Below are 24882 nucleotides of genomic sequence, written 5' to 3' on the forward strand. Positions count from 1 at the left end.
TATAGCGCGGTACCACCTTACTTGCAACGATGTTTTAGTCGTTTACCTCTTAAACTCGATAACGTTGAGTGGACGTCATTCTATTAATACTTAACACAAGGCAGCTTTTTTAAATAATCATTTCTCTCAGCAAATGAAATGTTTCTGTTAGGCTATTTAAATTTATCCCTGTTTCTAATAAAAATTATATTGAAATCGACTCAAATTGTCAAATTAAGCTTACGACTCTTTACGATTTTGTTTTCTGTTAACGCGACGATCCATTTGATCTTTACGTTTAATTGCTTTTTGAATCTTTTTCTTATATCCAGGTTTACGTTTTTTCTTCTCTTTTTTAACCATTCCTTTGATTACTGGAGCTAAAGGATCTTTGGTTTGTTTACGATTTTCACGGCGATTACGATCATAAGAATCAACGATTTCACCTTTTTTAATATCTTTAGGTGCAAATTTAATCCCCATTGCTTCTAACTCAGCAATTTTATTTTCTTCATTTGGTTCATATAACGTCATCGCAATACCACTCAAACCGTTACGACCAGTACGTCCAACACGATGAATGAAGAATTCTAAATCATTTGGAATATCATCATTGATGACATGTGAAACACCCTCAATATCAATTCCACGCGCTGCCAAATCAGTTGCGACAACATATTGAAAATCTAAATTTTGAACTTCTTTCATGACACGTTTTCGTTCACGAGCTGGCACATCACCATGAATTTTAGCAACTTTTAAATTCTTACCACGTAAATACTCAACAATTTCATCAACACGTGTTTTTGTATTTGCAAAAATAAGTGCGATATATGGTTGTCCCATCGTAATTAATTGATAAATAACTTCATTACGATCATGACCCTTCGTTGGAATAATCCAGTTTTCAATCGTATCACTAATAACTGATTTAGCTGCAATTTCTTCAACTACTGGGTTCTTCATGTATTTCTTTAAAAATGGTTGTAATTTTTGTGGAATAGTTGCTGAAAACACCATCATTTGAAGATCAGAAGGTAATGCAGATGCAATTTGATCAGTTTCTTTCAAAAACCCTAAATCAAGTGTCATATCTGCTTCATCTACAACTAAAGTTGATGCATTATGAATATCTAAAGCGTTACTGCTCATTAAATCAGCAATACGTCCAGGTGTCCCAATGACAATTTGTGGTTGTCTTCTACTTAATTTATCGATTTGACGCTGTTTATCTGTCCCACCAACATAATTTTGAATATGAATAGGTTCGGGACTAAATTCTGCCAATTGCTTAGCAGCTTCATAAATTTGGTAAGCAAGTTCACGACTTGGTGTCGTAATAACTGCTTGAACCGTATTATTTGAAGGATCAAGTTGATTAAAGATTGGTAATAGGAAAGTATGTGTTTTACCACTACCCGTTTGTGATTGACCTACAACGCTTTTACCCTTTAAAACAACTGGTATTAAGCGTTGTTGAACTTCTGTTGGTACATTAAAATGAATTGCTTCAATCGCTTTTAAAAGATACGATTTCAATCCAAAATTTTTAAAATTTTCTGGCATTTTATTCTCCCGTATATGTCTTAGCTAAATCATCAAGTGATTTAACTATTTCTTCGTACTCTGCTTGGTCTTTAGCTCTTGCACCACTGGCCATGGGATGTCCACCACCATCATGCTCTTTTGCTAACTGATTGATTACAGGACCTTTTGATCGTAATCGAACGCGATAGCTACCATCCTTTTGCTGCACAAAAATTGCCCAACATTGAACTTCAATAATTTTACCTGGTAAAGGTACAATTTGAGATGAACCAGCATCGCCCAACTCTATTGAATCTAGATAGTCATGTGTCAATATGACATATGCTGCTTTATGTTCTGTAATAACTAAATTATCATATACATATCCTGATAACTTAGCGACACCTGCGGTAATATTGTCCATTTTTTGGTTTATTTTAGTAGTTGAAAAATGATAAGTCATTAATTCAGCAACCACTTGCATCGTATGTGCAGTTGTTGCTGAATACATGAATCGACCTGTATCGCCAACAATTCCGGCGTATAACATCCTAGCCGCATCATCAGTAACTACAAGTTCTCCACCAACGCCATCAACTAAATCCATAACTAATTCAGAACTACTTGATGCATTTGTTTTCACCCAAACTAAATCACCATAAACGTCTTCATTGGGATGATGATCCAATTTAATTAGGTAGGCACCACTTGTATATCGATCATCTTCAACTCTTGGACGATTAGCCGTATCAATCACGATGACGAGTGCATTATTATACGTCTCATCAGAAATTTCATCTTGGTCACTAATCCATACTAATCCAGCTGAGGGCGCACCAACTTGATAAACCTTTTTGTCAGGAAAACTAGCACGAATAATTGCTGCTAACCCCGATTGAGATCCAATTGCATCAGGGTCTGGACTTTGATGACGATGAATAATAATCGTATCAAATTGTTTAATTTTTTTTAAAATTTCTAACTCAATTTTCACTTAAATGACTCCTTCTTAGAACTCAAATGGAATATCAATCTCGGGAATAATCCCCACACCATCATTCAATAATTGAACAAATTCAACTGGATTTTGTTCAATTTTGGTAAACGTATTGTAATGAATTGGAACAACCTTTTTTGCCTGTACAAATTCAGCTGCAATTGCAGCATCTTCTAAACCCATTGTATAAGTATCACCAATCGGTAAAAATGCTAAATCAACAGGTTCCATATGATTAACTAACTTCATATCTGAAAATAAAGCCGTATCTCCTGCATGATACAAGACTTTCCCATCAATATGCAATTCAAACCCTGCAGCTACACCTAATGTTCTCGCTGTACCATCAATTACCAAGGCAGCAGTATGCCACGCGGGAATAAGTTTTACTGAACCGAAAGGTAATTTAAGCTGACCACCAAAATTTAAAGGCTCAACAATTAAACCCTCATCTTCAAAATAATTAGCTAGTTCATTGATTGTAACGACTTTAGCCCCTGATTTTTTTGCTAACTCAATTGTATCACCCACATGATCGTAGTGTGCATGCGTCACTAAAATATAATCTGGATTTAATTCGTCAATAGTCGTTTTAACTAACGGATTATCTTTAATGAATGGATCAATTAAGATCGTCAACTTATCGTCAGTAACAATTTGAATACTAGATTGTCCAAGCCATGTAATTTTCATGTTTAGTCTTCTTTCGTTTCCAAAGTTGCTCTTAAGTATAACGGTTATTGAGGCCAATTACAAAGGCTGTTTTGTGTCTTTTTTCCCAAATAATGGTAGTTTCATATTTTCAAAACCAATTGGTGCTAAATTTGTCATCGTTAATCCAAGTAACCTAATTCCCTTTTCTGCACCCAATATATCGTCAAAAATCTGTCGTCCATAAAAATAAATAGTTGCTGCATCATTACGAATAAATTCTTCCAATGTTAATCTTTTTGTTAGCGTCGTAAAATCCTGATAGCGAACTTTAATGACTAACGTTTTCCCATGTTTTTGTTGTTTACTCAACGTTTCTGAAACTAAATGTGCAATATACCTAAGTTGTGTTTCAACTTCATCCGTTGTCATCAATAACTTCCCGTATGTTCGCTCGCTACCAATCGATTTTCTCTCTCTTTGCCACTCGACTGGACGATCATCAACACCTCGTACTCGTTTATATAAGAAGTACCCTAATTTACCAAATTGTTGAATTAATTCAACTTCAGATTTTTCTAATAATTCTTTTCCAGTAAGGATACCTTGATTAATCATTTTTGGTTCTGTTTTTTTTCCAACGCCTCTAAATTTACCAATTGGCAATTCAGATAAAAAAGGAATGACATCTTCTGGCAGAATTAATGTCATTCCAGCTGGTTTATTGTAATCGGACGCTAGTTTTGCTAAAAATTTATTATAAGAAACACCCGTTGAACAGGTTAAATGTAATTTTTGATAGATTTCTCTTTGAATCATGTGCGCTGCTTGAATAGCACTTTTAATTTCTTTTTTATTCTGTGTAATATCAAGATAGGCTTCATCAAATGCAATTGGCTCAATCATTTCTGTATATTCATGAAATATTTCATGAAGCTGTCTTGAAACTTCTTTATATAGTGTGAAATCAGGCGATTTAAAAATAGCTTTAGGACAAATTTCATAAGCTTCTTGGGCTGCCATAGCAGAATGGATACCTAATTTTCTTGCCTCATAATTTGCTGTAGCAACAACACCACGACCACCATTTTTTCTAGGATCCTGGGCAATAACTAATGGTTGTCCAATAAATTCAGGATGTTCACGCTCTTCAATTGACGCATAAAAAGCATCCATATCGACATGGATAATTTTTCTTTTTAATAAATTATCGTCTATTGTAATACCATTTAATTCAGCCATTAGTCCCACATCCTTTTCATGCAATTTTACACGAACGCACGTTCCTTTTCAAATTAATTGCTCTTTATTGTCCATTAAGATATAAAAATACCTCATTATCGTTAAACTTATGTTTAACAATTATGAGGTACTTCATATTATTCACCTATAACAGAATTATCCTTATTTAATTTAAAAATTTTACCTTCTACATTAAGATTATCTTTAATAGACTTTTGTAATTGTAACATTGCCTCATCAATAATTTCATTCTGTTCTTTATTGACAGATTCCATTACCATAACAGCATTTTTTGTATCATCTGTTAACATTGTTCTTTTACCATCTCGCCAATTTAAGCATCTGCAAACTGCTCCATCATCATCATAATATAAAACTTCACCAAGCAGAGCTGGTTCATTTTTATCATCACCTAAAGGATAAAAAGCTTCTCCACCTTTAGCAACACCTAAATGAAGATCTCCTTTGATAGCATCTGTATCTTCACCACCAACAGGTACACCATACTCTAATGAAATACTATTGTACAGGTCAACAAGCGGATTTATTGAACCCACACCTTTACCCTGATCAACTCGTTTAAGTAAAGCTTCAATTGATGAACGAGCACCTTTTTTCTTCTTAAAATTTTGGTATGCTTCACGCCAATTAGCCACGACTAAATTGTCTTTGAATGATTCATTTGTTAAATATTTTTGAGCTTTATCCCCAGCTTGTTCAAGCATGTTATCATAAAAATCGGTTTGATTTTCTTTAGGATGATTATCTATATCTTTTAAAAGCATAATATTAATTTGTGCATCTGGAAAGATGTTCCAAAAATCTTCATCTATAATAATTTTATTCATCATTACTCTCCTTATAAATTTATACTTTTATAATCGCTTTCGTACTATAATACTTCTGATATTTTGTCTATTAAAATAATATTTCCCTAAATAATTAAAATTATCATGCAAGAGTTACTTCAATTAATACCGAAGGATTAACGTTTTTTACTTTTTAGGATCGTATATCCAGTAATTACCATCATCCGTTAATAATTTATCTGAAGCCGTTGGACCCATCGATCCACTTAAATAGTTAGGGAATAACGTTTTATCATCATTATCGTTATGCCATGTCTCTAAAATCACATCGGCTACATTCCATGCCTTAGCAACTTCATTCCAATGAGCAAAATTAATTGCATTTCCATCTAACGCATCCAAAATTAACTTTTCGTATGCTTCTGGTGTTTTAGCTTTTGTTTCAGGTGAATTAACATAATCTAAATTCGTTTTATTCGTGTTAAAGCCTTGCCCAATTTCTTTAGTATTAATCGTCAATCTAAATCGTTCATCAGGTTCAACTGTAATTGTTAATACATCTTTACCTAAATGTTCATGTTCAGCACTTGTTCCAAAAATATTTTTTTCAACATTTTTAAAAACAATATTGATTTCAGTATTTTTCTCGACAAGACGTTTACCACTGCGAACATAAACTGGCACACCAGCCCAACGATCATTGTCAATCATTAAACGACCAGCAATAAATGTTTCAATCATTGAATCAGGTGAAATCTGTTTTTCCTCACGATAAGCCTTTTCGGTTCCTGCCTCATTTGCACCATATTGTCCACGAACAAAGTTTTTATTAACTTCATCAGGTTTTAAGATACGGATTGCTTTTAAAGCCTTTAATTTTTCTTTACGAATTTCTGATGCAACAAATTCTTTTGGCATGTCCATTGTTAATAATGAAACAACTTGCATAATGTGATTTTGGAACATATCACGCATAGCGCCACTCGTTTCATAGTACCCGCCACGTTCTTCAACACCTAATGACTCACTCAACGTTAATTGAATATTATCTATATACTTATTATTCCACAATGTTTGCGTAATAATATTACCAAAACGAATTGCTGGAATATTTTGAATCATTTCCTTACCTAGGTAATGATCAATTCTAAATATTTGATCTTCATCAAAAGTATTTGTAATTTCATCATTTAACTTTTTAGCACTTTCAAAATTGCGTCCAAAAGGTTTTTCAATAATTAAACGGTTGAATCCATTTTTAGTTACTAACTTTTGTGACCCTAAATGAGTCGCAATCGTACCAAAAAATTGAGGTGACATTGCTAAGTAGAACATACGGTTACCTTCAATTTGGTATTTTTCATCAAGTTTATCTGCTAATTTTTTTAAAGTTATATAATGTGCAACATCAGTCACATCATGTGATTGATAATAAAAATGTGATACGAAATCAGCAATTTTATTAGCATCATCGCTAACATTAACTAAAGATTCAGTAACAACGTTTTGATAAAAATCATCTGTCCAAGGACGTCTTGCAGTCCCAATTACAGCAAAGTTGGCATCTAAAAATCCTTTTTCAAATAGTTTGAAAAGAGATGGATACAATTTTCGCTTTGCTAAATCTCCGGTTCCACCAAAGATAATAAATAAGGCCTTTTGTTGAGTTTCCATTATTCCACACCACTCTCATTTTTGAGGTTTCAGTCCTCTTTATTAGTAAAATCAATAGTATAAGTTTACATTTTATTAGTAAAATAAACAAGAAAGTTGGTCTTAAACTAGACAATAAAAAAAGTATTAACTCTGATTAGCACAAAGTTAATACTTGAAAATAATTATTTTTCGTCAGAAGAGAATTTATCTTCTTCAGTTTTTGTTTCAATAACTGCATCAGTAGTTGTTTCTTCCTTAACTGCAGCTGCAGGTTCTACTTTAACTGCGGCAGGAAGGACACGTGCGATTGCTGAGCGTTCAAATGTTAAGAAAATACCGTCACAATCAAGTGTAACAGTTTTTGCCTCTTCATCAAAACTATCAATAACGCCGTGTAAACGACCAATAGTTACTACTGCATCCCCAGGTTTTAATTGGTTCATCATATCTTGTTGTTTTTGTTGTTGTTTTTTTTGTGGACGAATCATCATGAAATACATCAAGACGAATAAAGCCACAATCATTAAAATACTACTATATTGCATTAATAAGTCACCTCTATTTCTTTTTTCTTACTACACAAGGGTATCAAACTTATTGACTGAACACCACAGTTATTCAAAAAAATTTAAAAATTCTTAGGATTTTTATCATAAAATCCATATTGTTCAAAAAATGCTTCACGAAATTCTAATAAGTTGTCATCCATAATAGCTTGACGAACATCAGCCATTAAATGTGTTAAAAAATACAAATTATGATAACTAGTTAAACGAATACCAAATGTTTCATCTGCTTTAATCAGATGACGTAAATAAGCACGCGTATAATTCTTACATGTATAACAATCACAGTTTTCATCTAATGGTCTAAAGTCTCGTTCATATTTCGCATTTTTTACAACAACACGGCCCATTGAAGTCATTGTTGTCCCATTTCTAGCAATACGTGTTGGTAACACGCAATCAAACATATCAATTCCACGTAACACCCCATCAATCAAGGCGTCAGCTGAACCAACACCCATTAGATACCGTGGCTTGTCTTCTGGTAACAATGGCGTTGTGAAATCTAAAACGCGGTTCATTTCAGCTTTTGATTCCCCTACCGATAACCCACCTATTGAATAACCAGGAAAGTCCATTGAAACTAAATCACGCGCACTTCGTTCTCTCAAATTTCGATGACCGCCACCTTGAACAATTCCAAATAAAGCCTGTTCTTTCGGATTCAAATGAGCTTCAAGTCCTCTTTCAGCCCAGCGGCTTGTCCGATCAACTGATTTGCTAATATAGTCATAACTTTCAGAAAATGGTGGACATTCATCAAAACTCATCATAATATCCGCACCTAAAGCATTTTCTATGTGGATCGCTTTTTCTGGTGATAAGAATAATTTTTCTCCATTTAGATGACTTCTAAATTTGACGCCTTCCTCAGTAATATCACGCATCTTTGCTAATGAAAATACTTGAAAGCCACCCGAATCAGTCAAAATACCTTTATCCCAATTCATAAATTTATGTAACCCACCAGCTTCTTGTACGACATCTTCACCGGGGCGTAACCATAAATGATAGGTGTTTGATAAGATAATATTAGCACCAAGTTCGTCTAATTCTTCAGGTGCCATTGATTTAACAGATGCTAGTGTACCTACGGGCATAAACATTGGCGTTGGGAAAGTTCCGTGAGGTGTAATAATTTCACCAAGTCTGGCACCTGTCCGTTTGTCTTTTTTGATTAACCGATACTTAATTGCGGGCTCTACCATTATTAATTCTCCATCCTATTTAATATACATTGCATCGCCGAAGCTAAAGAATCGATATTTAGAATCAACTGCATGTTTATATGCGTTTAAAATATTTTCTCTTCCTGTAAATGCTGCAACCAACATTACTAATGTTGATTTTGGTAAATGAAAATTAGTTATAAATCCTTCAACAACCTTAAATTCATATCCTGGTTTAATGAAAATTTCCGTCCAACCACTGTCAGCTTGAATAGCGCCCTTAAATTTTGAGCCAATTGTTTCAAGTGTCCGAATTGTAGTTGTTCCTGTCGCAATAATTTTACCACCTGATTTACGAACATCATTTAATTGTTGAGCTGCATCCTCAGTTAAACGATAAAATTCACTATGCATTTTATGGTCTGCAATATTCGTTTCACTAACAGGTCTAAATGTCCCTAATCCAACATGTAGCGTTAAATAAACAAGATGAACACCTTTAGCTTCAATCTTTTCTAATAATTCATTTGTAAAATGTAAACCAGCTGTAGGTGCTGCTGCCGATCCAACTTCCTTTGAATAAACCGTTTGGTACATTTCTTGATCTTCAAGCGTTTCTTTAATATAAGGAGGTAGCGGCATTTCGCCAAGTTCATTCAGAATTTCCATAAATATACCCTCATATTCAAAACGAATCATGCGGCCACCATGTTCTAGCTCTTCAATGATCGTTGCCGTTAAGCGGCCATCACCAAAACTAATCACAGAACCAACCTTCATTTTTTTAGCAGGTTTTACTAATGTTTCCCAGTTATCACCATCAGTATTGTTCAATAGCAACACTTCGATGTGGCCACCAGTATCAGGTCTAATTCCATGAATTCTAGCAGGCATCACCCGCGAATCGTTCATTACAAGAGCGTCCCCAGCATTTAATTGGTCAATTACATTATAGAAATAATCATCCTTGATTTTACCTGTCTCATGATCCAAGATTAACATCCGAGATGCATCACGTTCTTCTAAGGGTGTTTGCGCAATTAATTCTTGAGGCAATTCATAATCGAAATCTTCAGTACTTAGTTGTTTAGTCAAAATATCGTCATCCTTCTCTATTTATTCTCGTTAAAGTCATAAGGTCGATTCAAATGTTCATAAGCTTCCATTGTTGCAACTCGCCCTCTTGGTGTGCGTTTTATAAAGCCAATTTGCATTAAATAAGGTTCAACCATTTCAGCAATGGTCTCTGTTTCTTCCCCTATATTGGCTGCTAACGTACTCAAACCAACTGGACCACCTTGATAGAAATCAATCATAGTCTCTAAAAGTTTGCGATCTGTCTCATCTAATCCACGGTTATCCACGGCAAGTAGATTTAACGCATGATCAGCCGTTGCTTGGTTAATTTCACTTTGGTCAGAAACTTCTGCAAAATCACGAACTCTTTTTAATAGGCGATTCGCAATTCGTGGTGTTCCACGTGAGCGTCGAGCTAACTCATGAGCGCCACTTTCTTCAATTTTTGTATTGAAAATATCTGCTGATCGAATGACAATTTCTTGCAAATCAGATTGATTATAATAGGCCATATGTTCAACAATCCCAAATCGATCTCGTAACGGTGCTGATAGAAGGCCCGCCCGTGTTGTTGCACCAATCAATGTGAATGGAGGTAGTGGAAAATGAACGGGATGTGCTGTTGGGCCTTGGCCAACAACAATATCTACAAAAAAATCTTCCATAGCTGAATACAACATTTCTTCAACCATCTTGGGTAAACGATGAATTTCATCAATAAATAAGACATCCCCAGGTTGTAATTCATTTAAAAGTGCCACAAGATCTCCAGATTTTTCAATTGCTGGTCCACTAGTTGTTTTAATTTGCACTTGCATTTCATTTGCAATAACCATTGCAAGTGTTGTTTTACCTAACCCAGGTGGCCCATACAACAATACATGATCAAGTGCCTCTTCACGTTGTCTAGCAGCTTGGATATACACACTTAATTCATTTTTAACCTTATCTTGACCAATGTATTGTGATAAAAATTGGGGACGAAGTGACTTTTCAATGGATTCTTCCTGATTATCTTCCGGTTCATTCGAAATAATCCGTTGTTCTGTCATTTTATCAACCTCCTTTTATTTTTTCATTAATAATTTTAAGCCTTCTCGTAGATAAGCATCCGTTGAGTCTGCTTCGAATGATTCTAGATTCTTACTAATAGCCTTAATCTCACGTTGAGAATATCCTAAAGCAGATAAAGCTTCAAGACTTTCTTTCATAAATGGTGATGCTTGTGCCGGAATGAAATCAAGCGATTGTTGTCCTGGCATTGTGGTTGCTTGACCTTCAATATCATCTAATTTACCTTTTAAATCAAGCACGATTTGTTGTGCTGTTTTTTTACCAACACCTGGAAATTTAATTAAATAACTAACATCTTCTGTATTAATCGCATTAACTAAACCACGATGATCATCATTGGCTAAAATAGCAAGCGCACTCTTAGGACCGATTCCTGAAACATTCAATAATTTTTCAAATAATTTTTTTTCATCTAAATCGTAAAAACCAAATAACGTCATATCATTTTCACGAATAGCCTGATAAACAAAAATTTTAACAACTTTTTTTGAATCTTCTTGGTACCTAAATGGGTTAGCAACAAAAATTTGATAGCCTATTCCATTAACTTCTAAAACAAGATAAAAAGGTGTTACAGCCGTTATTTGGCCCATAAAATACTCATACATATTATTTTCCCACTTTTCCTAATCTACATGAATCTGCTTTTAATAGTGTACCATAGACCACTTATTTATACAGTTATCGCTTTTCTTACAAAAAAATCAATTATCACCAAATATTTGGCAACAATTGATTCTTAGCCTAACCTTCGTGACCGGTTTGATGTGAATCTTGAATTCGTTTAAAGAAATGTTCCATGTCTTGATTAGAAAAATGAACTAAAACTGGTCGTCCATGTGGACAATTAAATGGATTTTCAACATTTTTTAGCTCACTTATCAATGCCTTAGCTTGTCGATCATCAAGGTGGTGATTTGCTTTGATTGCCCTCTTGCAACTCATCATAATCGCCGCTTTTTCTCTAAATTCAGCAATCACTATTTTCCCATCTGTGAGTAAGTAATCAATCATTTCTCGAATCGTACTTTCTTCTTGCCCTTCTTTAAACCAGGTTGGATGCTGTCTAATAATGAAACTATTTTGTCCAAATGGTTCAAGGATGAGTCCGATTTTTTCCAATATATCGGTATGTTCAGTAATAATTATAGCTTCACTTACTGTATATTCTAGAACAATCGGTACCAATAGATTTTGCAAGTCACTAGAAACGTCACCAATTTGCTTACGATAAAACTCATAATTAATACGTTCTTGTGCAGCATGTTGGTCTAATATATATAACCCGTCTTCCGATTCTGTAAATAAATAGGTTCCATGCATTTGGCCAATATATTTTAAATCAGGAAACCTTTGTTCACTCTTTTTCGTGGTAGCTATTTCTTCATCATTCTCTTTCTGTACATCGCCTGTTTCATCCGGCGTAACAATAGAAAATGGTGCCACATTAATTTCATTAGCATATTGTGTCTCAAATGTGCTAACTCGTTTCGAATCCAATTGTTCAGCAACTTGAATTGAGATTGGTTCAATATTCCTTGATAAATGATTTAAATTTTCGCCAATTGTAATCTTAGGTTCACCACTTGTTACTGCATCCGTTTGTACTGATGAGAATTTAGGCTTAGCTTGATATTTACTTGAGGCTTCATTCAAATCAAATTGTAATTGATCCGTATCTATTTTTTCACGTTTCTTAGAACTTAAATTCTCTAATGCTTCCGGAATTAAATTTTCTTCAGCAATACGTTCATAGATAATCTTTTTTATAAGTTCAGTTAATTCTGGTTCTTTACTCAATCTTACTTCCTGCTTAGTTGGATGAACATTCACATCAACTAGCATGGGATCTAATTGAATATTCAAAATTGTAATCGGATAGCGTCCAACCATTAATTTTGATCCATATCCTTTAATGATTGCTTTATTTAAATTAACATTTTTAACGTAACGTCCATTAATTAAAATAGATATAAACTGTCGGCCAGCACGCGTTAATTCTGGCAGTGATGTATAACCGCTAATCTTAAAATCTAAATCATGACCCTTAAATTCAAGCATTTGGCGTGCACTTTTGACCCCATAGATAGCTGAAATAGTTTGTTTCAGTTGGCCGTTTCCAGTTGTTTTCAAGACTTCTTTACCATCATGTGTTAAAGAAAATGAAATATTTGTATGGCTCATTGCTAATCGGTTCATCATGTCGCTAATAATTGACATTTCAGTTTGCAAAGACTTTACATATTTTAAACGTGCAGGCGTATTGTAAAATAAGTCAGAGACTGTTATTTCTGTTCCTTTACGACTAGCAGATGATTTTTCATCTACTATCTCACCACCGTTAACAGCAATAACAGCCCCAGGTTGCCCTTCAATAGCTGTATTCAAAGTCACTTTAGCAACTGATGCAATACTTGGTAAAGCTTCGCCACGAAATCCTAGCGTACTGATTTTAAATAAATCTTCTCTTGAAGTAATCTTACTTGTGGCATGACGTTTAAAAGCATTCTGCAGTTGGGATGCCTCAATGCCATCTCCATTATCAATGACTTGAATTAATTTAAGCCCAGCTTCCTCAACGACTACATCAACTTGTGTGCCATGCGCATCAATCGCATTTTCAACTAATTCTTTTACAACAGATGCAGGTCTTTCAACTACTTCACCAGCAGCTATTTGATCCGCTAAAATTGTGGGCAGTTCAATTATTTTTGTCATTCATTCACCTTCAGTTCTATCCGTTCAATTTTTCTTGCCAGTCATATAAGACGTTCATAATATCTCTTGGCGTCATGTTCATCAAGTTAAGTGCTTTAAGTTCATCCACAACTGCTAACTGGTCCTTTGACAAGTTTTCGTTAACAAATAAAGATAACTGCGTATCATCTTCATTGATGGTTGTTGGTAATTCTTTTTTACTATCTGATTGTTTATTTTTTAGCTCTAAATCATCTAAAATTAATGTTGCACGGCTTAACAATTCTGCTGGCATTCCCGCCAATTTAGCAACATGAATCCCATAAGATTTATCTGCAGGTCCTTCTTGAATTTTATGTAAGAAAATTAATTCACCATTTTCTTCAATAGCACCTACATGGACATTTTTTAAAGAACTAACGGTTTCTTCAAGTATCGTTAATTCGTGATAATGTGTCGAAAAAAGTGTTTTGGCATGTACATGTTTATCCACATACTCGATAATCGCTTGTGCGAGTGCCATACCATCATAAGTTGCCGTTCCCCTACCAAGTTCATCAAATAAGATTAAACTATTCTCAGTCGCATTTTCTAAGGCTTGATTAGCTTCTTTCATTTCAACCATAAACGTACTTTGACCTGAAATTAAATCATCTGCTGCACCAATCCGAGTAAATATTTGGTCAAATATTGGCATTTTAGCCGCCTCTGCAGGTACGAAACAACCGATTTGAGCCATCACAACCGTTAATGCTAATTGACGCATATACGTACTTTTACCTGACATATTAGGTCCTGTAATCAATAAAATATCAAGTGTTTCAGGCATTCTAACATCATTTGGTATATAGCTTTGTTTTCCCATCACTTTTTCAACTACAGGATGCCAACCAGCTGTGATATCCAATTGATGACCTTCTTTTAATAATTGTGGTTTTACAAAATGTGAGTCTTCACTAACAACCGCGAAACTTTGTAAGACGTCTAACGTGGCAATTCCTTGAGCTAATATCTGTAATCGTTCAATTGATTTTTTAACAATATCTCTAATTTCGACAAACAATTTATATTCTAAATCCATCGCTTTACTCTCAGCACCTAAAATAATACTTTCACGTTCTTTCAGTTCAGGTGTGATATAACGTTCAGCATTAGTCAACGTCTGTTTTCGTTCATAACGGTCTTTTGGAACATTAATAATATTAGATTTTGTCACTTCGATAAAATAACCAAAAACACGGTTAAATCCAATTTTAAGATTTTTAATCCCCGTTAGATTTCTTTCTTTGGCTTCCATTTCAGCTAACCATTGTTTACCATTTTTCATTGCATCTTGATAAATATCTAATTTATCATTATACCCCGGTTTAAATAGGTGACCATCAGTCACTGATAAAGGTGGTTCATCAACAATGGCACGTTCTATTAAATTAGAAATATCATCGACTGGATCTAATTTATTGATAACATCAGAAAAAGTACCATCGTCAATTTCGTCTAAAACATATTTAATTTTAGGAACTTGTTTAAGCGATAATTTAAGTTGAACTAAATCTCGCCCATTTACGCTACCAAAAGCGACACGTCCTGCCAATCTTTCTAAATCATAAACTTTAACTAACTCTTCTTGTAACGTACTTCTTTCAAAATAATGGTTAATCAATAAATCAACCTTATTTTGACGGTCTAAAATTTCAGCATAGTTAATAAGCGGTCTATCAATCCACTGTTTAAGTAAACGACCACCCATAGCTGTTTTTGTGTCATCTAATAACCACAATAAAGTACCTTGCTTCTTGCCCGTTCGAATATTTTGCATTAATTCTAAATTATATTTTGAATAATGATCCATTTTCAAGAAAAAATCAGGCTCATAATGAACTGCTTTTTGTAAATGATCTAAACTTCGTTTTTGCGTAACTGAAAGATACGTTAACAAGTCAGTTACAACCGAGATTTCTAGTGAATCTGTTAAATCTTGAATCGCATAACTTGATTCAGCATGATTTTCAACAATTTCTTGTTTAGAAAGCATAATATTTAATTTTTCTAATGTTTCGATTGTTTCATCAGACAAACTATCATTAATCACAATTTCTTTAGTTCTCAAACTCATTATTTCATTAATTAAATTATCTAAATTATCTAAGCGACTCGTTTTTAATTCACCTGTTGATAAATCAACATAAGCAAATCCAAAACTATTGTTGTCTTCTATAATAGCTGTTAAATAATTATTTTCTTTAGACTCCTTCGCACCGTTATCCATCGTTGTTCCTGGTGTTACTAGCTGAATAACTTCACGTTTAACCATACCTTGAGCTAATTTAGGATCTTCAACTTGTTCACATATTGCGACTTTGTATCCTTTTTCAACTAAAATATCGATATAATTTTGAGCAGCATGATGCGGTACGCCACACATTGGAATAGGATCATCAGCTTTTTTATTACGTGTTGTTAACGTTAATTCGAGTAATTGCGACCCTTTAACAGCATCATCATAAAATAGTTCATAAAAATCACCAAGACGATAAAACAAAAAAGCATCAGGATACTGTGCTTTAATGTCAAAATATTGTATCATCATTGGCGTTAGTTTTGTTTTTTGCGGCATAGTCGAGATGCCCTCCTATCTCTAAATTAATCCATAAAAGGATGGTCATCATTAATTAATACAGGGAATATCTTTTTAGCATGTCCCGTTTTGTCATCAATATCTATCACACAAGCAGATAACGTTTTACGACCTGTTTCATCCACTTCAAATCGTGTTGGCATTTGCGATAAAAAGCGACCAATTACATTTTCACGTTTCATTCCTAAGATACCATCGTATGGTCCTGTCATACCAACATCTGACATAAAGGCAGTTCCTTTAGGTAAAATACGCGCATCATTAGTAGGCACATGTGTATGCGTACCTACTACCGCAGATACTTGACCATCTAAGAACCATGCTATAGCTTCTTTTTCACTCGTTGTTTCAGCATGAAAATCAATAAAAATGAAATCAGTCTCTTTTTTGACTTCTTCTAAAATATCTTGAACAACTGCAAACGGATCATCTGAAGGAGACATAAAAACACGTCCTTGCAAATCAATCACAGCTAATTTTTGCTGATTAATATTAATAATTGTATGTCCAATCCCAGGTACTTGGTTTGCTGAGAAGTTAGCTGGTCTAATTAATTTTTTTGCACCACCAATAAAATCTTGAATATCTCTATTATCCCAAGTATGGTTACCCATGGTTACAACATCAGCACCTGTTTGAAGGAATGCTTTATAGACAGATTCATTAATACCTCTACCCTTCGTTGCATTTTCACCATTTACAATGGTAGCCTGTGGATGAAATTTTCTTTTTAATTTTGGTAAATACTCTTTAATCATTTGTTGACCTGAATCGCCAACGACATCTCCGACAAATAATAAACGCATGGTTGTCCTCTTTTCTTATATATAAAACTAGTTTAACATTTTTTCTTTTTAATAGACAAAAAATGATGATTTAAGAAATTAATCTTAAATCATCATTTTTTTATTTAGCATACTCAATTGCTCTTGTTTCTCGAACGACAGTCACTTTAATATGTCCTGGGTATTCGAGTTCATCTTCAATTCTGTTTTTAATATCTCGAGCTAAGACAGTTGCTTGAATATCATTAACTTCATTTGGCGTGACAATAACACGTACTTCACGACCAGCTTGAATTGCATAACTTTTCTGTACACCTTTAAATTCATGTGTAATATCTTCAAGTTTTTCAAGTCTATGAATATAATTTTCTAACGATTCACTTCGTGCGCCTGGTCTTGCAGCTGAAACAGCATCTGCCGCTGCAACAAGAATAGCAATAGTATATTTAGCTTCAACATCACCATGATGTGAAGCTATAGTGTTGATGACAACATCATTTTCTTTATACTTCTTAGCTAATTCAAGGCCAATTTCCACATGTGAACCATCAACTTCATGATCAACTGCTTTACCAATATCATGTAACAATCCTGCGCGTTTTGCTAATGTAACATCTTCACCCAATTCAGCGGCTAACACACCTGCTATTTTGGCAACTTCAATAGAATGGCTTAACACATTCTGACCATAACTTGTACGATAATTTAATCGACCAATTGTTTTAATTAAATCAGGATGAATTGTATGAAGTCCGAGATCAAAGGTTGTTTGTTCACCTAATTCACGAATTTTTTCATCCATTTCTTTACGTGATTTTTCAACCATTTCTTCGATTCGTGCCGGATGAATCCGACCATCTTGAATTAATTTTTCAAGAGTCATTTTGGCAATTTCACGACGAATTGGATCAAACCCACTTAAAACGACTGCTTCTGGCGTATCATCGATAATTAAATCAATCCCTGTTAAGGTCTCTAATGTTCGAATGTTACGTCCTTCGCGGCCAATAATACGGCCTTTCATTTCATCATTTGGCAAGGTAACTAATGAAACAGTTGTTTCAGATACCATGTCAGCTGCACTTCTTTGAATAGCTTGAGCAACTAAATCTTTAGCATTACGATCAGCTTCTGATTTAGCTTGCTTATCACTTTCCTTAATCATAACAGCTCGTTCATGACTTAATGATTCTTTCGTATCGTCCATAATAATAGTCTGTGCTTGTGTTTGTGTTAGAGAAGCAACTCTTTCAAGTTCTTCTTGTTGTTCCTGAATCAGTGAAGTAGCTTCTTGTTGTTTTGTGTCAACAAGTTTTTGGTCAGACGTTACTTTTTTCTCTTTGTTCTCAAGCGTTTGTTCTCGTTTATCTAGTGCGCCATCTTTACGATCTAAAGTTTCTTCACGTTGAATTACTCGATTTTCTTGCTTTTGAATTTCTGAACGTCGTTCCTTTAACTCATTGTCTATTTTATCACGATAACTTTGACTTTCTTCTTTAGCCTCTAAAACAGCCTCTTTTTTCTGAGTCTCAGCATCTTTCTTTGCACTTTTTAAAATACCTTCAGCCGTATGCGTTGCGACATCAAGTGTTTTTTCGAAATTTGACTTTCTATATGCAATTCCAATAAAAATTCCAACAACTAAAGCAATAATAGCGATGATAGCGAGGATTAATACGGTTGTTATAGATCCCATAAAAGTCCACCTCCGCATCATCAAATAATGATTAATTTAACTAATCATAAATTTTTAGATGTTTTTTATTTTGTTCATATACACTTTAGTATTTTACGGTTAATTGCCCCCCGCTGTCAACAACAATCCATTGCCAAATTTAATTATTTACTCATTAATTTCATCAAATATCCATTTAAGTCCACTTAGAACACTTCTTTGTCTAATTGTTTCTCTATTTCCAGCAAAATGAAATTGTTTTGCAATAACGGGACTATTTTTAATTGCTAATCCAATCCAAACCGTTCCAGCTTTCTGATTTTCAAGCTCATCTGGACCTGCAACACCAGTAAATGAAATAGCAATATTTGTTTTCATTTTATTTTGTGTTTGTTGGGCCATTTGTTTAGCGGTTTCTTCACTAACAACACCATATTTTTTAATATCTTCAGTCGAAATACCTAAAATATCAGATTTGGCTGTATTAGCATATGTTATAAATCCACCATCATAAATTTTTGAGACACCTGGTATTTCTGCTAATGTACTTTGAAATAATCCAGCTGTTAAACTTTCGGCTGCAGAAATAGATAAGTTTTTTTCAATTAATTTAGTTACAACAATATTTTGTAACGAATTGTCATCCCCATAGCCATAGAAATAATCACCAACTTTGGAAAGTACATAAATCTCCATTTCGTTAATTAATTCTACAGCTGATTTTTTGTCTGTAGGACTTGCCGTAATTCGCAAAGTGACCTCATTTGTCTTGGCGTATGGTGCAATAGTAGGATTAGTTTGTGAATCAATTATCTCTTTTAATTCAGTCACCAATTTAGATTCACCAATGCCATAAAAACGTAAAACTTTTGATTCAAGATGACTATTTAAGTTATATTCTTCTTTTAATAGCTGTTCAACTTCCTTATTAAACATTGTTTTCAATTCCTTAGGTGGTCCAGGTAATAATAAGAAATCACACGAATCACCTTTGTAAAAATCACCAACAGCCATTCCAGCATGATTTTTAATTGGTTTTGATCCTTCTATATACAAAGCTTGTAATTTGTTGTTTTCAGTCATTTGACGACCCGTTTGTGTAAAATGATCTTCTATTTTTAACATGGCGTCCTTATTTTCAACTAACTTCTCATTTAAAAATTTGGCGACCATCTGCTTCGTTAAATCGTCTTCTGTTGGTCCTAAGCCACCAGAAAGGATAACCAAATCATTTCGTTTTGAAGCCAGTTCAATTGCCTCTAACATTCGTTCTTCATTATCCCCTACAACTGTCTGATAAAATACATTTACACCTAAATCAGCTAATTTTTCAGCTAAGAAAGCACTGTTCGTATTTACAATTTGTCCTAATAATATTTCTGTACCAACCGCAATTATTTCTGCATGCATGATGTTGCCTCCTAATTTAATTAAAAAAGACTAAAACGGTTAAATGTTTTAGTCTAAATATTTTTATTTTTCAAATGAATCTGAGAAAATAGCTCTATTTTGAACAAAGTAATCAATACCTGAATAAACAGTAAAGAATAAACAAATATAAAGAAAAATGGCAGCCATAGGTACATTAATTGCTGCAAATAACACATTATTTAAAAACAATAAAATAATAGCTATCATTTGGGTTGTTGTCTTAATTTTGCCTGGCATAGCTGCAGCCATAACTTCCCCATCATTTTCAACAATAATCAATCGTAATCCTGTTACCGCAAGTTCGCGACAAACAATAATTGCAGCTACCCATGCAGGTACTTGGTTAAATGAAACAAGGATAACAAATGCAGTCATTACAAGCATTTTATCTGCCAATGGGTCTGCAAATTTGCCAAAATTAGAAACTAAATGTTGGCGACGTGCAATTTGACCATCTAAAAAATCTGTTAATGAGGCAGCTGCAAAAATAATTGCACCAATTAGATGTGTCACCTGAATCTGTGTACCAACCCAAGTAACCATTCCCCAATCAATTGGTAATAACAATACAAGCATGAAGATTGGAATTAAAATAATCCGCACAACCGTTAATTTATTTGGTAAATTCATAATGATCCCCTTTTTCAAAAATTGCCAACAACATAGTATCCGTTGTTGACAATTCTGGCTTATTTAATATTTACAGTAACTGTTCTAACTTGTAGAGTTGCATTTGTTTTCATAAAATTAAATTTTTTACCGTTAATCGTGATACTCATAGCTGGTGCATTACCAAAGCTAAAGACAAATGACTTTGTACCGGCTGGGATTGTAACAGTATCCGTTGCATCTGAGACAAGTGTTGCTTGCCATAGTTGTGTGCCATCAGCCGTAATTGAGCTCCAAGCAGCACTACCAGAAGCTACTAATTTAACTTTAGAAGTTGTTGGTGCATTTTCCATTGTGTAAACAGTGTTTGTTCCCGCATCTGAAACATATGTTAATTTTTGCGTTTTCTTATCAGATGAAGAACTAGCCTTTACTGATTCAGAACTAGAAGTTTTAGTTTTTGAGTCAGTTGAAACAGATACTTTAGAACTTGAACTTTCAATTTGAGTATCTGTATCTTTACTATTCAATGTCACACCATAAATTGTACCCAAAATCCCTAAGACAATCACAACAATAATAATTGTTGGCAAGTACGACATAAACTTATCAAAATTACCGTCTTTTGGTAGTTTAGCAGACTTTTCAGAACGTGATACTTGTTCCTTTGCAACGACTGTTTCTTGTGTATCTGGAAGTGTTTCATTGAATTCTTTTAATAATTTATCCCCATCCAAATCAACCGTCTCTGCATATTGTTTAACAAATGCTCGAACGTAAAAATCTCCTGGTAAATCAGAAAATTTTTCATCTTCAATTGCAATCAAATAACGTTTTTGAATTTTCGTCATTTGTTGTAAATCATCTAACGTATATCCTTTATTTATTCTCGCTTCTTGTAATGTTTTTCCAATTTCACTCATGTCTAATTCTCCACTTAGTTTAATAGTTAATCTTCTAACAATCAGTATAACATAATCGTCATGTCCAATTTGTTAAAATTTTATTATTTTATTTCAACCATCCGCCTGAAACATAAATCGTTTGACCGGTGAGGTACCCTGCCTCTTTGGCTAATAATTGTTTTACCCAAAATCCAATTTCTTCGGGATGTGCGAAACGTCCCATTGGAATTTCACTTGAGATATCTTTCTTTGCATCTTTCGAAAATTGTTGATTCATTTTTGTATCAACTGCGCCTGGTGCCACCACGTTAACCGTAATACCTAACGAGGCAACTTCTTTACTATAAGCATTGGCAAAGGACGATAACGCACCTTTTACAGTACTGTACAGTACTTCCATTGGGCTACCAACGCCTCCATAAATTGACCCAATAAATATAATTCGGCCAAAATGATTTTGGGCTAACTTTGGTTCCAATTTCTGAATTAATGCCAATGGTGTTTGAACTTGCATCTTCATCATTTTATCTAAATCAGACATTGGGGCTTCATTGAATAAATGGTAAGAAGTTGTTCCTTCAGCAAATATTACAGCATCTACGGCAAATAGTTGGGATATCACTGGATCAACATTAGTCGCTGTCATATCAAATTGTAACGGCAAAAAATCTTGTTTTGGATATTTTCCCCTCAACTCTTGTGTTAATCCCATAATTGCTTCATCATTTTGATAATAATGCATTGTTAGCGACCAACCAATATCTGCCAATTGTCTTGCAATCATTTGACCAATATCACCAGACGCTCCAAAGATAACTGCCCAACTCATTTAATCATCCTCTTTAGCCATAATTTGGTAGACACTAATTGCTTCAGAACGAATAAAATCTTTAGCTCCTTGGCGAACTTGATCTAATGTCATATTTTCAATAATTGGTGCCCTATCAAAAACAGTGGCATCATCAAACAAATCACCATCATACTGATTTGCAATGCTCTCAAGTGAGTTCATCGATTGAATGGATTGACCTAACATTTCACGTTTAGCCAATTCAAACTGGGCCTCAGCCCCTGAAAGGTACTCTGACGCATTCTCTAAAATATGAATAATGGCATCCGATAACTTTTGAGGGTCATCAGTATCACCACTAATACTTGCAAAATGGAAGCCACGTTCAATTTCAAATTCATAGCCAAAGGAATCATCTAACGTCCCTTCATCATATAATTTCATATATTGAGGGGCCGTGTCACCAAACAAAAGATAAAGAAGCATATGGATTGTCTCTTTGTATTTCAAGCCGTTACGGCCTTCTGGAACATTATCTAATCCTTTTATACCAACAATTGTTTTAGCACGTTGAATGGCCATCTCAGTTGCACGATATGGCATGATGTCTGAACCGTCTACTTGAGTTTCTGGAATTAATCGTTTAATTGTTTCTGCTGCTTCTGGAAACTTTTTATGATTTTGATTATTTTTAATTAAATCTAAAGTTTCTTCTGGATCAACATTTCCTACAATAAATAAATTCATATTACTTGGATGATAAAATGTTTCATAGCACTTATATAAATCATCTGCCGTAATTTTATCGATTGATTCAATTGTTCCAGCGATATCACTGCTAACCGGGTGATTTGGGTAAAGGTTACCTAAAATACCAAAGTATAAACGCCAATTAGGATCGTCGTCATACATTTGAATTTCCTGTCCAATAATTCCCTTTTCTTTTTCAACTGTTTCAGGTGTAAAATACGGATCTTGCACAAAATCTAGTAATGTTTCAATGTTTTCAGGAACATGATTAGAGCTTGAAAATAAGTAGCTCGTTCGTGTAAAGCTTGTGAAAGCATTTGCACTAGCACCATATTCTCCAAATAAATCAAACGCATCATGATCTGCTTTTTCAAACATTTTATGTTCTAAAAAATGGGCGATACCATCCGGTACATGAACAACATCTTCTTCACCAATTGGTACAAATACACTATCAACTGAGCCATAATTTGTTGTGAATATACCATAAGTTTTATGAAAACCTTTACGAGGTAATATATTTACTTTCAAGCCATTTTCCAAAGTTTCTGTATATAATATTTCGTCAAACTGCGGGTATTCTAATGTTTTCATTAATTAATTTCCCCATTCAAAAAGAAGATTGCTTGTAATTTAACATTACGAGCGATAGCTTGAACGGCAGCTTTATCCACGCTATTAATGCCGTCTATCCACTCTGTTGCACTAACTTCTGTGCTTGTTAATTGATCAATCATCGATTGATTAATTAACGCCATTTGTGAGTCAAGACTACTTTGATATTGGTTAATCATTGTCATTTTTGTTTTATTTAATAGTTCATCACTAATGTCACCTGCGATAATATCATCTAATTGTTGTTGAACAATTTCGATAACTTTATCTTTATTTTGTGGTTCAATGCCTGTTTGTACAGTTAAAATACCTCTAAATGTATCTAACGAGCTACTTGCATAATAAGCCAAACTAGCTTTCTCACGAACATTTACAAATAACTTAGCTAGTGGTGAACCGCCAAAAACGCCATTGAAAATAAGACCCGCATAGTACCCATTTTCTCTGTAATAAACTGGTAACTGATATGCCAGATTTAATTTACCCTGAGTCACTGCTTGCGTTTCTGTTTTAGTCACAACTTCTTTAATAGCTTGATCATAGAATATAGGTATCATTTTAAAATCTCGAGGTTTAAAAGGCAACGTTTTAACAATAGTTTCAGTTTCTGATTCATCTAATTCACCAAGGACGAAAATGTCTACTCGATTAGTTGTAAGCATTTGTTTGTAGTAATCAAATAAGCTAGTTGCAGTTATCTTTTCAATATCTTCTACAGTCCCATAGCTAGGAATAGCTTGATCGTTTTGAAAGTAAAGTTTCTGTAATTCTAATCCTGCGTACGATTGTTTATCATCACTAATACTTCTGATAGACATCATCAAATTTTCCTTTTGGCGTTTAAATGTTTCTTCGTCAAAATGGCCATCAGTCACATTCGGATTGAAAATAATTTCTTTGATAAAAGCAAATATTTTTTTTAAACTTTCTGTTTTATGTTCTAAGAATTTATCGTTTACACCGTTTAAAATTAAACTTATTAAGTGAAAGTTTCCTTTTTTACTAACAGTGATACCAAAACTTGCACCATAAAGTTCTGATAATTTTTCGGCTAATTTTTGTTGAGATGGATATTCTGCACTACTAATTTCTAATAAGTTAGCTAATAGCATACGTTCTGCAGATTCTTTTCCGGTTAAAGGTGCTATAAAATTAATAACGATTCTATTCGTTTTAAATTGACTATTTTCAATAACAGTTAAGTTGACACCTGTTTCTAATTGTTTACGCACGAAAATGT

21 protein-coding genes are annotated in these 24882 nt (G+C 34.0%); all 21 read right to left on the bottom strand.

The annotated features are described in order from the left end of the window. Positions 1-219: 219 nt before the first annotated feature. The 21 genes from AC1RPQ_RS07205 to yfmF all read right to left on the bottom strand — a co-directional run bounded on the left by AC1RPQ_RS07205 (position 220) and on the right by yfmF (position 24874). On the bottom strand, positions 220-1545 hold the full coding sequence (locus tag AC1RPQ_RS07205; RefSeq protein WP_409021433.1) for a DEAD/DEAH box helicase: 1326 nt from the start codon (positions 1543-1545) through the stop codon (positions 220-222). Between the two features lies 1 nt (position 1546). Beyond that, complete coding sequence (locus tag AC1RPQ_RS07210; protein WP_481761837.1) at positions 1547-2500, bottom strand: DHH family phosphoesterase; 954 nt, start codon at positions 2498-2500, stop codon at positions 1547-1549. Between the two features lie 15 nt (positions 2501-2515). Next, complete coding sequence (locus tag AC1RPQ_RS07215; protein ID WP_481761838.1) at positions 2516-3196, bottom strand: metal-dependent hydrolase; 681 nt, start codon at positions 3194-3196, stop codon at positions 2516-2518. Positions 3197-3253: 57 nt separating this feature from the next. Beyond that, positions 3254-4396 (bottom strand): DNA polymerase IV, encoded by a 1143-nt coding sequence (dinB, locus tag AC1RPQ_RS07220; protein ID WP_481761839.1) that lies wholly within the window; start codon positions 4394-4396, stop codon positions 3254-3256. A gap of 137 nt (positions 4397-4533) precedes the next feature. Then, entirely contained in the window at positions 4534-5244 is a 711-nt protein-coding gene (locus tag AC1RPQ_RS07225; RefSeq protein ID WP_481761840.1) for a B3/B4 domain-containing protein, read from the bottom strand. A gap of 147 nt (positions 5245-5391) precedes the next feature. Further along, positions 5392-6879 (bottom strand): glucose-6-phosphate dehydrogenase, encoded by a 1488-nt coding sequence (gene zwf / locus AC1RPQ_RS07230; protein ID WP_481761841.1) that lies wholly within the window; start codon positions 6877-6879, stop codon positions 5392-5394. 164 nt (positions 6880-7043) lie between these two features. Further along, on the bottom strand, positions 7044-7406 hold the full coding sequence (gene yajC / locus AC1RPQ_RS07235) for a preprotein translocase subunit YajC (protein WP_409021441.1): 363 nt from the start codon (positions 7404-7406) through the stop codon (positions 7044-7046). Between the two features lie 83 nt (positions 7407-7489). Beyond that, positions 7490-8635 (bottom strand): tRNA guanosine(34) transglycosylase Tgt, encoded by a 1146-nt coding sequence (gene tgt / locus AC1RPQ_RS07240; RefSeq protein WP_481761842.1) that lies wholly within the window; start codon positions 8633-8635, stop codon positions 7490-7492. A 15-nt stretch (positions 8636-8650) separates the two neighbouring features. After that, complete coding sequence (gene queA / locus AC1RPQ_RS07245; RefSeq protein WP_481761843.1) at positions 8651-9691, bottom strand: tRNA preQ1(34) S-adenosylmethionine ribosyltransferase-isomerase QueA; 1041 nt, start codon at positions 9689-9691, stop codon at positions 8651-8653. Between the two features lie 17 nt (positions 9692-9708). Beyond that, positions 9709-10725 carry a Holliday junction branch migration DNA helicase RuvB gene (gene ruvB / locus AC1RPQ_RS07250; RefSeq protein WP_409021443.1) on the bottom strand — a complete coding sequence of 339 codons (1017 nt, stop codon included), beginning with the start codon at positions 10723-10725 and terminating at the stop codon, positions 9709-9711. Between the two features lie 15 nt (positions 10726-10740). Continuing rightward, a complete protein-coding gene (gene ruvA / locus AC1RPQ_RS07255; RefSeq protein ID WP_481761844.1) occupies positions 10741-11355 on the bottom strand; it encodes a Holliday junction branch migration protein RuvA in 615 nt (204 codons plus the stop codon). 136 nt (positions 11356-11491) lie between these two features. Next, on the bottom strand, positions 11492-13465 hold the full coding sequence (gene mutL, locus AC1RPQ_RS07260) for a DNA mismatch repair endonuclease MutL (protein WP_481761845.1): 1974 nt from the start codon (positions 13463-13465) through the stop codon (positions 11492-11494). A gap of 16 nt (positions 13466-13481) precedes the next feature. Further along, the gene (mutS, locus tag AC1RPQ_RS07265; protein WP_481761846.1) at positions 13482-16061 is read right to left on the bottom strand and encodes a DNA mismatch repair protein MutS; all 2580 of its coding nucleotides are present in this window, start codon (positions 16059-16061) and stop codon (positions 13482-13484) included. Between the two features lie 26 nt (positions 16062-16087). Continuing rightward, positions 16088-16888 (bottom strand): TIGR00282 family metallophosphoesterase, encoded by an 801-nt coding sequence (locus tag AC1RPQ_RS07270; protein WP_409021448.1) that lies wholly within the window; start codon positions 16886-16888, stop codon positions 16088-16090. A 100-nt stretch (positions 16889-16988) separates the two neighbouring features. Further along, positions 16989-18563: a ribonuclease Y gene (gene rny / locus AC1RPQ_RS07275; protein WP_481761847.1), complete on the bottom strand. Its 1575-nt coding sequence runs from the start codon at positions 18561-18563 to the stop codon at positions 16989-16991. 147 nt (positions 18564-18710) lie between these two features. Next, the gene (locus AC1RPQ_RS07280; RefSeq protein ID WP_481761848.1) at positions 18711-19952 is read right to left on the bottom strand and encodes a competence/damage-inducible protein A; all 1242 of its coding nucleotides are present in this window, start codon (positions 19950-19952) and stop codon (positions 18711-18713) included. 63 nt (positions 19953-20015) lie between these two features. Next, positions 20016-20603 (bottom strand): CDP-diacylglycerol--glycerol-3-phosphate 3-phosphatidyltransferase, encoded by a 588-nt coding sequence (gene pgsA, locus AC1RPQ_RS07285; RefSeq protein ID WP_481761849.1) that lies wholly within the window; start codon positions 20601-20603, stop codon positions 20016-20018. A 59-nt stretch (positions 20604-20662) separates the two neighbouring features. Next, on the bottom strand, positions 20663-21505 hold the full coding sequence (locus tag AC1RPQ_RS07290) for a helix-turn-helix domain-containing protein (protein WP_481761850.1): 843 nt from the start codon (positions 21503-21505) through the stop codon (positions 20663-20665). An 88-nt stretch (positions 21506-21593) separates the two neighbouring features. Continuing rightward, positions 21594-22316: an elongation factor P 5-aminopentanone reductase gene (gene ymfI / locus AC1RPQ_RS07295; protein ID WP_481761851.1), complete on the bottom strand. Its 723-nt coding sequence runs from the start codon at positions 22314-22316 to the stop codon at positions 21594-21596. Continuing rightward, positions 22317-23621 carry an EF-P 5-aminopentanol modification-associated protein YfmH gene (gene yfmH, locus AC1RPQ_RS07300; RefSeq protein ID WP_481761852.1) on the bottom strand — a complete coding sequence of 435 codons (1305 nt, stop codon included), beginning with the start codon at positions 23619-23621 and terminating at the stop codon, positions 22317-22319. Next, a complete protein-coding gene (gene yfmF / locus AC1RPQ_RS07305; protein ID WP_481761853.1) occupies positions 23621-24874 on the bottom strand; it encodes an EF-P 5-aminopentanol modification-associated protein YfmF in 1254 nt (417 codons plus the stop codon). The genes yfmH and yfmF overlap by 1 nt, the downstream gene beginning before the upstream one ends. Positions 24875-24882 lie beyond the last annotated feature (8 nt).

It is taken from the genome of Dellaglioa sp. CoH-57-MRSF-21 (assembly GCF_056781915.1).

What these genes read in the sequence shown, in the direction of transcription:
- dinB (WP_481761839.1), bottom strand. Translation starts at nt 4,396, where the DNA reads ATGGCTGAATTAAATGGTATTACAATAGACGATAATTTATTAAAAAGA.
- mutS (WP_481761846.1), bottom strand. Translation starts at nt 16,061, where the DNA reads ATGCCGCAAAAAACAAAACTAACGCCAATGATGATACAATATTTTGAC.
- AC1RPQ_RS07280 (WP_481761848.1), bottom strand. Translation starts at nt 19,952, where the DNA reads ATGCATGCAGAAATAATTGCGGTTGGTACAGAAATATTATTAGGACAA.
- yajC (WP_409021441.1), bottom strand. Translation starts at nt 7,406, where the DNA reads ATGCAATATAGTAGTATTTTAATGATTGTGGCTTTATTCGTCTTGATG.
- AC1RPQ_RS07270 (WP_409021448.1), bottom strand. Translation starts at nt 16,888, where the DNA reads ATGCGTTTATTATTTGTCGGAGATGTCGTTGGCGATTCAGGTCAACAA.
- zwf (WP_481761841.1), bottom strand. Translation starts at nt 6,879, where the DNA reads ATGGAAACTCAACAAAAGGCCTTATTTATTATCTTTGGTGGAACCGGA.
- ruvA (WP_481761844.1), bottom strand. Translation starts at nt 11,355, where the DNA reads ATGTATGAGTATTTTATGGGCCAAATAACGGCTGTAACACCTTTTTAT.
- yfmH (WP_481761852.1), bottom strand. Translation starts at nt 23,621, where the DNA reads ATGAAAACATTAGAATACCCGCAGTTTGACGAAATATTATATACAGAA.
- mutL (WP_481761845.1), bottom strand. Translation starts at nt 13,465, where the DNA reads ATGACAAAAATAATTGAACTGCCCACAATTTTAGCGGATCAAATAGCT.
- AC1RPQ_RS07225 (WP_481761840.1), bottom strand. Translation starts at nt 5,244, where the DNA reads ATGAATAAAATTATTATAGATGAAGATTTTTGGAACATCTTTCCAGAT.
- pgsA (WP_481761849.1), bottom strand. Translation starts at nt 20,603, where the DNA reads ATGAATTTACCAAATAAATTAACGGTTGTGCGGATTATTTTAATTCCA.
- ymfI (WP_481761851.1), bottom strand. Translation starts at nt 22,316, where the DNA reads ATGAGTTGGGCAGTTATCTTTGGAGCGTCTGGTGATATTGGTCAAATG.
- tgt (WP_481761842.1), bottom strand. Translation starts at nt 8,635, where the DNA reads ATGGTAGAGCCCGCAATTAAGTATCGGTTAATCAAAAAAGACAAACGG.
- AC1RPQ_RS07205 (WP_409021433.1), bottom strand. Translation starts at nt 1,545, where the DNA reads ATGCCAGAAAATTTTAAAAATTTTGGATTGAAATCGTATCTTTTAAAA.
- AC1RPQ_RS07290 (WP_481761850.1), bottom strand. Translation starts at nt 21,505, where the DNA reads ATGAGTGAAATTGGAAAAACATTACAAGAAGCGAGAATAAATAAAGGA.
- rny (WP_481761847.1), bottom strand. Translation starts at nt 18,563, where the DNA reads ATGGGATCTATAACAACCGTATTAATCCTCGCTATCATCGCTATTATT.
- AC1RPQ_RS07215 (WP_481761838.1), bottom strand. Translation starts at nt 3,196, where the DNA reads ATGAAAATTACATGGCTTGGACAATCTAGTATTCAAATTGTTACTGAC.
- ruvB (WP_409021443.1), bottom strand. Translation starts at nt 10,725, where the DNA reads ATGACAGAACAACGGATTATTTCGAATGAACCGGAAGATAATCAGGAA.